Annotated in this window: 6 protein-coding genes; 2 read left to right on the top strand and 4 right to left on the bottom strand. The window is 67.8% G+C overall.

The window, feature by feature from the left end; all coding sequences use genetic code 11:
- Together AOZ49_RS02980 and AOZ49_RS32310 are read left to right on the top strand one after the other, a co-directional pair.
- Window positions 1-1,547, top strand: a 1,547-nt coding sequence (locus tag AOZ49_RS02980; RefSeq protein WP_054474277.1) for a methyl-accepting chemotaxis protein, incomplete at its 5' end; no start/stop codon positions are given.
- A 162-nt stretch (window positions 1,548-1,709) separates the two neighbouring features.
- Window positions 1,710-1,856: a hypothetical protein gene (locus AOZ49_RS32310; protein WP_156355563.1), complete on the top strand. Its 147-nt coding sequence runs from the start codon at window positions 1,710-1,712 to the stop codon at window positions 1,854-1,856.
- A gap of 39 nt (window positions 1,857-1,895) precedes the next feature.
- Here AOZ49_RS32310 and AOZ49_RS02975 read toward each other — a convergent pair whose 3' ends face one another.
- The 4 genes from AOZ49_RS02975 to AOZ49_RS02960 all read right to left on the bottom strand — a co-directional run bounded on the left by AOZ49_RS02975 (window position 1,896) and on the right by AOZ49_RS02960 (window position 7,245).
- Window positions 1,896-2,642: a fimbria/pilus periplasmic chaperone gene (locus AOZ49_RS02975; RefSeq protein ID WP_054474269.1), complete on the bottom strand. Its 747-nt coding sequence runs from the start codon at window positions 2,640-2,642 to the stop codon at window positions 1,896-1,898.
- 47 nt (window positions 2,643-2,689) lie between these two features.
- The gene (locus tag AOZ49_RS02970) at window positions 2,690-5,152 is read right to left on the bottom strand and encodes a fimbria/pilus outer membrane usher protein (RefSeq protein WP_231690226.1); all 2,463 of its coding nucleotides are present in this window, start codon (window positions 5,150-5,152) and stop codon (window positions 2,690-2,692) included.
- Between the two features lie 184 nt (window positions 5,153-5,336).
- The gene (locus tag AOZ49_RS02965; RefSeq protein ID WP_054474267.1) at window positions 5,337-5,909 is read right to left on the bottom strand and encodes a fimbrial protein; all 573 of its coding nucleotides are present in this window, start codon (window positions 5,907-5,909) and stop codon (window positions 5,337-5,339) included.
- Window positions 5,910-6,453: 544 nt separating this feature from the next.
- Window positions 6,454-7,245 carry a sulfite exporter TauE/SafE family protein gene (locus AOZ49_RS02960; protein ID WP_369815768.1) on the bottom strand — a complete coding sequence of 264 codons (792 nt, stop codon included), beginning with the start codon at window positions 7,243-7,245 and terminating at the stop codon, window positions 6,454-6,456.
- Window positions 7,246-7,257: the final 12 nt, after the last annotated feature.

Raw genomic sequence — 7,257 nt, 5'->3', positions numbered from 1 at the left:
GGGGGGCGATCGGCGCCTTCGGCGTCTGGGGCATGGCCCATATCAACGCCATGAACAGCGAACTCTATGACGTCGAGCTGCGCGGATTGTCCGAAATGAGGGAGGCCAACATACAACTGGTCTACGCCGGCCGCGCCCGCAACAGCTACCTGGCGGCCTCCACCGAGCGCGAACGCCAGGCCGTGCGCAAACAGTTCGACGATGCCGTGCAAGCCCTGGACAGGCTGCGCGAACGCGCCGACGGCTATTACCACACCCCGCGGGGGCGCCAGTTGCTGAGCCGCTTCAAGCAGCTTGAAGACGCCTGGAAGCGTGACGCCGAGGCCTTCTTCTCCGCCGCCAGCGCCCTGCCGCCGATACAGAAGGACCCGCGCGCCGCCGAGATCGAGCAACACGTGATCGCGTCTTCGGAGAAGCTGGATGCGCTCTTGAGCGAACTGGCGGCCAACAAGGAAGAGGTCACGGCGGAATCGGTCGCGCAAGCGTCTGGCCTGTACCAGCGCGTGAGCGATTTCATGATCGCGCTGTCGATCGCCGGCGTCGTGCTCGGTCTTCTGCTGGGCTGGCTCATGACGCGCGGTATCGTGCGCCCGCTTGGCCAGGCCGTCGACGCCGCCCGGCGAGTGGCCGCCGGCGACCTGACCGGCGACATCCGCGTCGCTACCCGCGACGAGACCGGCGACCTGATGGCCGCGCTGCAGGCCATGAACCACAACCTGGCGGGCATCGTGCGCGACGTGCGCGATGGCTGCGAAGGCATCGCCTCGGCCTCCTCCGAGATCGCCCAGGGCAACGCCGACCTGTCGCAACGCACCGAGGAACAGGCCGCCTCACTGGAGGAAACCGCCGCCTCGATGGAGCAACTGACCGGCACCGTGCAACTGAACGCCAGCCATGCCGGCCAGGCCGAGCAGCTCGTCACCCAGGCCTCGGCCGTGGCGGTGCGCGGCGGCAACGAGGTCGACGGCGTGGTGCGCACCATGGAGGCCATCTCCGACAGCTCGCGCCGCATCGCCGATATCACGAACGTGATCGACGGCATCGCGTTCCAGACCAACATCCTGGCCCTGAATGCCGCGGTCGAGGCCGCGCGCGCGGGCGAGCAGGGCCGCGGCTTTGCCGTGGTGGCGGGCGAGGTGCGCACCCTGGCGCAGCGCTCGGCCGTGGCCGCCAAGGAGATCAACGCCCTCATCAACGAGTCCGCCAGCCGCGTCGAGGACGGCGCGCGCCAGGCCGACGCCGCCGGCCGCACCATGCGCGAAGTGGTGGCCAGCGTCGGCCAGGCCGTGACGCTGGTGCGCGAAATCGCCGGCGCCTCGGCCGAACAATCCACCGGCATCGGCCAGGTCAACCAGGCCGTGGCGCAGATGGATGGCGTCACCCAGCAGAACGCCGCGCTGGTGGAACAGGCCGCCGCCGCGGCCGCCAGCCTGCGCGAGCAGACCGGCCGCTTGACGCAACTGGTCCGGCGCTTCCAGGTCGATGCGACCGTCGGCGCGCGGGTCCTGGCGGTGCGTCCGCTGCCCGCGCTGCCGGCGGCGAAATGAGAGTGAATCGTCTCATTAGTGCGAATAACGGAACACACTGTTCCGTTCATGGGAAATTTGGCAGAATGTAACTCCGGCAAAACAATTTCCCAGTCCATGCGCAAACCCCGAGTTGCATCGAGCGGGCGCTTACGCGCCGCACGCACGCATTGGCGCCCCTTCGTGCTTGGGGTGCTGATCGTGTTCACCGCCGCGGCAGCCTGCGGCCTGTACCGCCATGGCTCGCATCAGGGCGAACACGCCGCGATGGCCATCGGCTGGACCCTGGTCGGGATGCTGGCCATCGCCTACTGGGTCTGTCGACGCTGAAGGCGAGGCGGCGGGCAGGCGGGGCCACGCCGTCTTCGCCTATTCACTTATCCGCTCCTTGAACACGCATTCCCCCGCCGCGCAGCGGTAGCGGTTCATGCGCAGGCCGCCGTAGTCGTCCACATTGCCCAGCATCAGTTCCGTGGCGCTCGCGGGCAGTTGCGCTTTCAGCGTCTGCTCGGAGAACGGCGCCAGCATGATGGGGGCATCGAAGCCGGGCAGCCGTTGCTTGACGGTCTGGCCCAGCCAGATCACGGTGGCGTAGTAGGGCGAGGCATTCTTGAGCGTCAACGCCTGGCCGTTCGTCCGTATCTGCAAGACCTGCTCCGGCGCGGCCTCGCCGCGTTCGGCCAGCTTGCCCGGCCGCAGGAACAGCTTGAGCTGGCTCTGTGTGGTCAGTTGCAGGATGCTGGCGTTCTTGTCCTTCGGCGCCGGCGGGATTTCGCGCACATTGAAATAGAACAGCGTTTCTCGGTCCTGTGGCAGGCGCGCCCTGGCGGCAGCGCTCATCTGCATGATCCGCACCTGCGCCTTCTTGCCGGCGTCGATGCGTTGCAGCGGGGGCAGCGCCAGCAGGTCGTTGGTCATCTTGCCTTCGTGGTCCTCGATCCAGGACTGCGCCAGGTAAGGCGTATCGGCGCTTTCATTGGTCAGGACGATCGACACCGATTTCTGTTCGAGGCCCATGATGATGCGGGTGCGGTCCACGTTGACCGCGGCCTGGCCGGCGGTGGGCAATGCCAGCAAGGCGCCAAGAAGCGCCGGGGCCATCTGTCTGAGTTTCATGTCTGTGCTTTCAAGGGAACCGTTGTGGTATGCGGGGATGCCTTGCCTCAGCGGCAGGGCAGCGGTTGCGGGCCTTCGGCCAGCGCCGTGGAGTCGGGCAGGGTCAGGCGGCATTCCTTTTCGCCGGCCCAGGTGACGGTGAGCGCGTCGCGGTCTTGCGCCTCCACGCCGGTCAGGTAGACCAGCCCGTTGTCGCCCACCATGCCGGCCGTCCTGCCGGTGCGGGTGGACAGCACCAGGGCGCCCAGCGGCGGACTATGGCCGTCGGCCAGCCGCACGTGGCCCAGCACCTGTTCGCCGTGGCTGGCGCGGACGCGCGAGTAGCCGATGGCGCCCTCGGTCAGGACCTGGCTGATGATCGAGTCGATCACGTCCACGTCGTCGGGCAGGGCGTTCACATCCACCGCCACGCTGCTTTCGTGATAGCTCGACACGCCGTTGACCACGGCGATGCCGAAGCGGTTGGTGACGCCGTTGCCGTTGTCCACCGGCACGCCGCCGATGCCGTCGGTGTCGACCATCAGGCGCGGTTCGTTGCCCGCGGCTGGCTGGCCGAAGGCCGCGCCGGCGGCCGTTGCCGTCAGCGAGCCATACCAGTTCAGGCCGACGTTGCGGTATTGGCCGGGTTGCATGGTGAAGTCGGCGCCGGCGCGGCCGTAGGGGGTGCGGGTCTGGATGTTGCCGCTCAGGCTCTGGCGCTGCGCGTTGTCGTTGCGCTCGTCGCTTGCGCTCAGGTTCCAGGTGGTGTCCGGACTGCTGAAGTCGGTGTAACCGGCGGTGTGCTGCATGCGGCCGTTGTCGCTGCTCTGGTAGCCGTAGCTGGCCTGGCGGTTGTCGCCCAGGGGGATGCTGACGGTGGCGTAGACCTGGTTCTCGGTCTGGCCGTAGAAGCTCTGGGTGCGGGCGAACGACAACGACAGGTTGACGTTGCGCAGCCTGCCGAAACTGGCGTTCTTGTTGAGCGACAGCATGTAGTGGTTGTTGGTGGCGCCGTCGTTCCAGTAGTTCAGCCGGCTCAGCGACAGCGACACGCTCATCTCCAGCGGGCGGATGTACTGGCTGTACGCCACCGTGTAGCTCTGCTTTTCGTCGCGGAAGTATTCGCCGCGCAAGGCCGCGCGCGAGATGTATTCCTGCAGCGACAGGAAGTGCCGCCCCGAGAACCGGTAGCCCACGAAGGCGATGGTGCTGCCCAGGCTGTCGAAGGTCTTGGCGTAGTTGACGCGGTAGCTGTAGCCGATGCGGCGCGGCGCATTCGAGAACGGCAGCTTTGCATCCGAGCGGGTGACGTCGGCGGACAGCGCGCCCAGCACCCCCAGGTTCTGGCCCGCGCCCAGCGCCAGCGCGTGGTAGTTGCCGTTGGTGGCGATCAGGCCGCCATACAGCGAGGTATCGTTGAACGCGCCCCAGGTGGCCTCGCTCATCACGAAGCCGGGGGCCGCCATCTGGTTGTTGGCGCGGCCGCCGAACAGCGGCCGTCCGGCCGACACCTGGTAGCGCAGGTTGCCCTTGCGCGTCATGAACGGCACGCTGGCCGTCGTGATCTGCCAGCTGCGGGTGCTGCCGTCGCTTTCCCGCAGTGTCACGTCCAGGTTGCCGCTGATGTTCCGGTTCAGCGCCGGCAGCGCGAAGGGCCCCGGCGACACCCGCGTCTGGTACAGCAGGCGGCCGTTCTGGCTGACCGTCACCTGCGCGTTGCTGTTGGCGATGCCGGTCACCTGTGGCGCATAGCCCTGCAGCGACGGCGGCAGCATGCGCTCGTCGCTGGCCAGCGTGACGCCGGCGAAGCGGAATGAGTCGAAGATGGAGGACGAGAGGTAGGTCTGGCCCAGCGTCAGTTTCGCGCCCCATTGCGGCAGCGGCCGGAACAGGTAGGTCTGGGGCAGGGTGAAGCTGGACTGCGAGACGCCGCGGCTGTCGTAGCGGTTGTACTGGTAGTCGCTGCGCAGGCGCCATGCGCCCAGGTTCACGCCGGCGGTGCCGTACAGGGTGTAGCTGGCCGTGTTGCCGCCCTGCCGCGCCGTGTAGCGGTTGGCCAGCAGGTTGTAGTCCAGGATCACGCCGTTCACGCCCGGGCTCCAGCGCGCCGGCGGCACCCAGTCGGGATCCTGGTATTGCAGCCAGGCCTGCGGCAGCGTCACGGTCAGCGTCTGGTTGTCGGGCCGGTACTCGACCTTGCTGTCGGGCGTGTCCAGGTCGATGCAGGGGCCGGCCTCGGTGTTGACGTTGGCCAGCCGCGCCACGGCGTCGTCCTTGAGCGTCAGCATGTCGAGCATCGCCGGAGTGATACAGAACACACTGCCGTCGTCGATCACCGGCACCACCCTGACCAGGTACTGGCCCTGGATCAGGCGCTGATTCAGGTAGAAGTCGACCAGATAGCTGCCGGGCGCGAGGTAGCCGTCGCGGCTGAAGCTCGACAGGTCGATGTTGCGCTTGTCTTTGGTATTGAGAAAGCCGCTGCTGAATTCCGTGGCCTGTGCCGACAGCACAAAGGTACTGATTGCCATGAGTGATGCCAAGCGGGCCAGGATCATGATGTCTTTTGCCGTATCTCCGGCCTCAGGGATTGCCGGAAAACCTCGGCAGCGATGTGGCGGCGCGGCCACCTCGGTACGGAATGGAGGGCGTCGGATACCCCCGCCGCGTGGGCGGCGGGGTTCTCGGGCGCGGGGAGTCGCGGCGGCGGGCCGCTTAGAAATACGTCAACGTATAGGTCACCGAGCTGTTGACCGAGCCGGCGGCGCCCGCGCCGGTCGCCATCAGGCGGGCGAAGAAGTTCAGCACGTTGCCGTTGCCAGTCGTCATCTGCTGTGCGGTCGTCGCCGTCGGGGCGGTGCCGATCTTGATCGGCGTGTTGTTGTCCTTGTCGAGCAGCTGGACCACGACGTTGGCGGCATTGCCGGTGTTGGTGAGATAGCCCGACGCCGGGGTGGTCGAGGCGCCAGTGAACGTCACGCCAATCTTCGACAGCTTGCCGTTCGGGTTCGGGTTAGTGTTGGTATCCGTGTCAAACGTGCACCCCATCAGGTGGACGTTGATCGGCACCGAGGTGGAGAACTTGCCTGTGGCGGTCAGGTCTTTCTTGGAGACCTGGCCCAGATCGATGGCCAGGTTGGAATCCGCGGCCGTGATGCTGCAAGGCGCTTCGGTGACCGAGCCGGTGAACGTGATGGTGCCTTGGCCGAAATCACCAGCGGCGAACGCCGCGACCGGGCCCAGGAGGGCGGCGGTGGTTGCGGTGGCGAGGAGCGTCTTCTTAAACATGGATAGTCCTTATTGATATCCGAGGGGGGGGCTTGCCTGCGCTGGATGCCGCGCAGTGGTTGAAAAAAACGGATGCGCCGGGCGCAGAAAATTATGGGTCGGCTTGGCGCCGGTTTTTCTTCCGCCCGAAAGGGGATCTATTTCATTCGCATGGAATGTCGAGGCGTTTCGCGGTTCGTCGGGGACGGCGATGCGGATGTGCCGCTCGCGGCGTGGGGGCGCTTGTTCACGCGGCGGAACAAGGGTCGGCCAAGGGTGGCGTGAACGCGGGCGGCGGGCGCGGATGCGGCGAGGCGAGCATGAAGCCAGGCCAGGCGGGCGGGGCCGCGCTCGAGCGCCACGCGTGCAGAGGGATATGAGATATTTCCGTCATGCTGGCCATCTTGCATGGTCCGGATTATCTGAGCGTTAACTCGCATCAGATCGGAAGCCGCGGCGGCGCCGGGGCGCGGCGCCCAGGCGGGGCGCTCGGGGAAGCGGTGTCAGGAAAGCGCGGGCGATCCCGGGGCGCCGCAGGGCGCCCGGGTGGGGCGCCGGACGGGCGTCAGGCGCGCCAGGCGAGCACGGCGGCGACCACCACGCAGACCGCGGCGAACACCCGTTGCAGCACCGCTTGCGGCACGCGCGGCGCCAGCGTGCGGCCGGCCGCCATGCCGGCGATGGCCGCCGCCACGAAGGCCCATTGCGCGGCCGAGAGCGTCAGGCCGTGCAGCAGCGCGGAACTGACCGTGGCGGCCGATACCAGCGCGATCACCATGAGCGAGGTCGAGACGATGCTGATCATGCGCGCGTCGCTGAAGTGGGTCAGCGCCGGCACGATGATGAAGCCGCCGCCCACGCCGAGCATGCCGGTGCACAGGCCGGATACGGCGCCGATGCCGCCGAGCGTGGCGGCCGTCAGGCGGTTCCAGACGAAGCGGCCGGTCTCGGGCGAGAGGCGGCAGGCCTTGGGCGGGGCGTCGGCCGCGCCCGGGGCCGGCGCCTGGCGGCGCGACTGCTGCACCATGCGCGCGGCCACCAGCAGCATCACCGCCGCAAAAGTCAGACTAAGCCAATGCGCCGGCAAGCGGCGCGCCAGCGACAATCCCACCGGTGCGGTCAGCGCGCCCACCGCGGCCATCAACAGGGCGGCCTTGTAGCGCACCAGTCCGCGCATCAGGCCCTGCAGGGCGCCGACCGCCGACGCGATGCCCACGGCGATCAACGCCACAGGCGCCGCCTGCGTCAGCGTCAGGCCCAGTCCGAACATCAGCGCGGGCACGGCCAGGATGCCGCCGCCGGCGCCCGTCAGGCCCAGGGAGACACCGATGCACAGTCCCAGCAGGGTCGCGGTCATCATGATTAATTA

This window comes from Achromobacter sp. 2789STDY5608615, from assembly GCF_001298995.1.
GTDB lineage: Bacteria > Pseudomonadota > Gammaproteobacteria > Burkholderiales > Burkholderiaceae_B > Achromobacter > Achromobacter insuavis.
The sequence above is the reverse complement of the archived record's forward strand: the minus strand, read 5'-3'. Positions and strand labels throughout refer to the sequence as shown.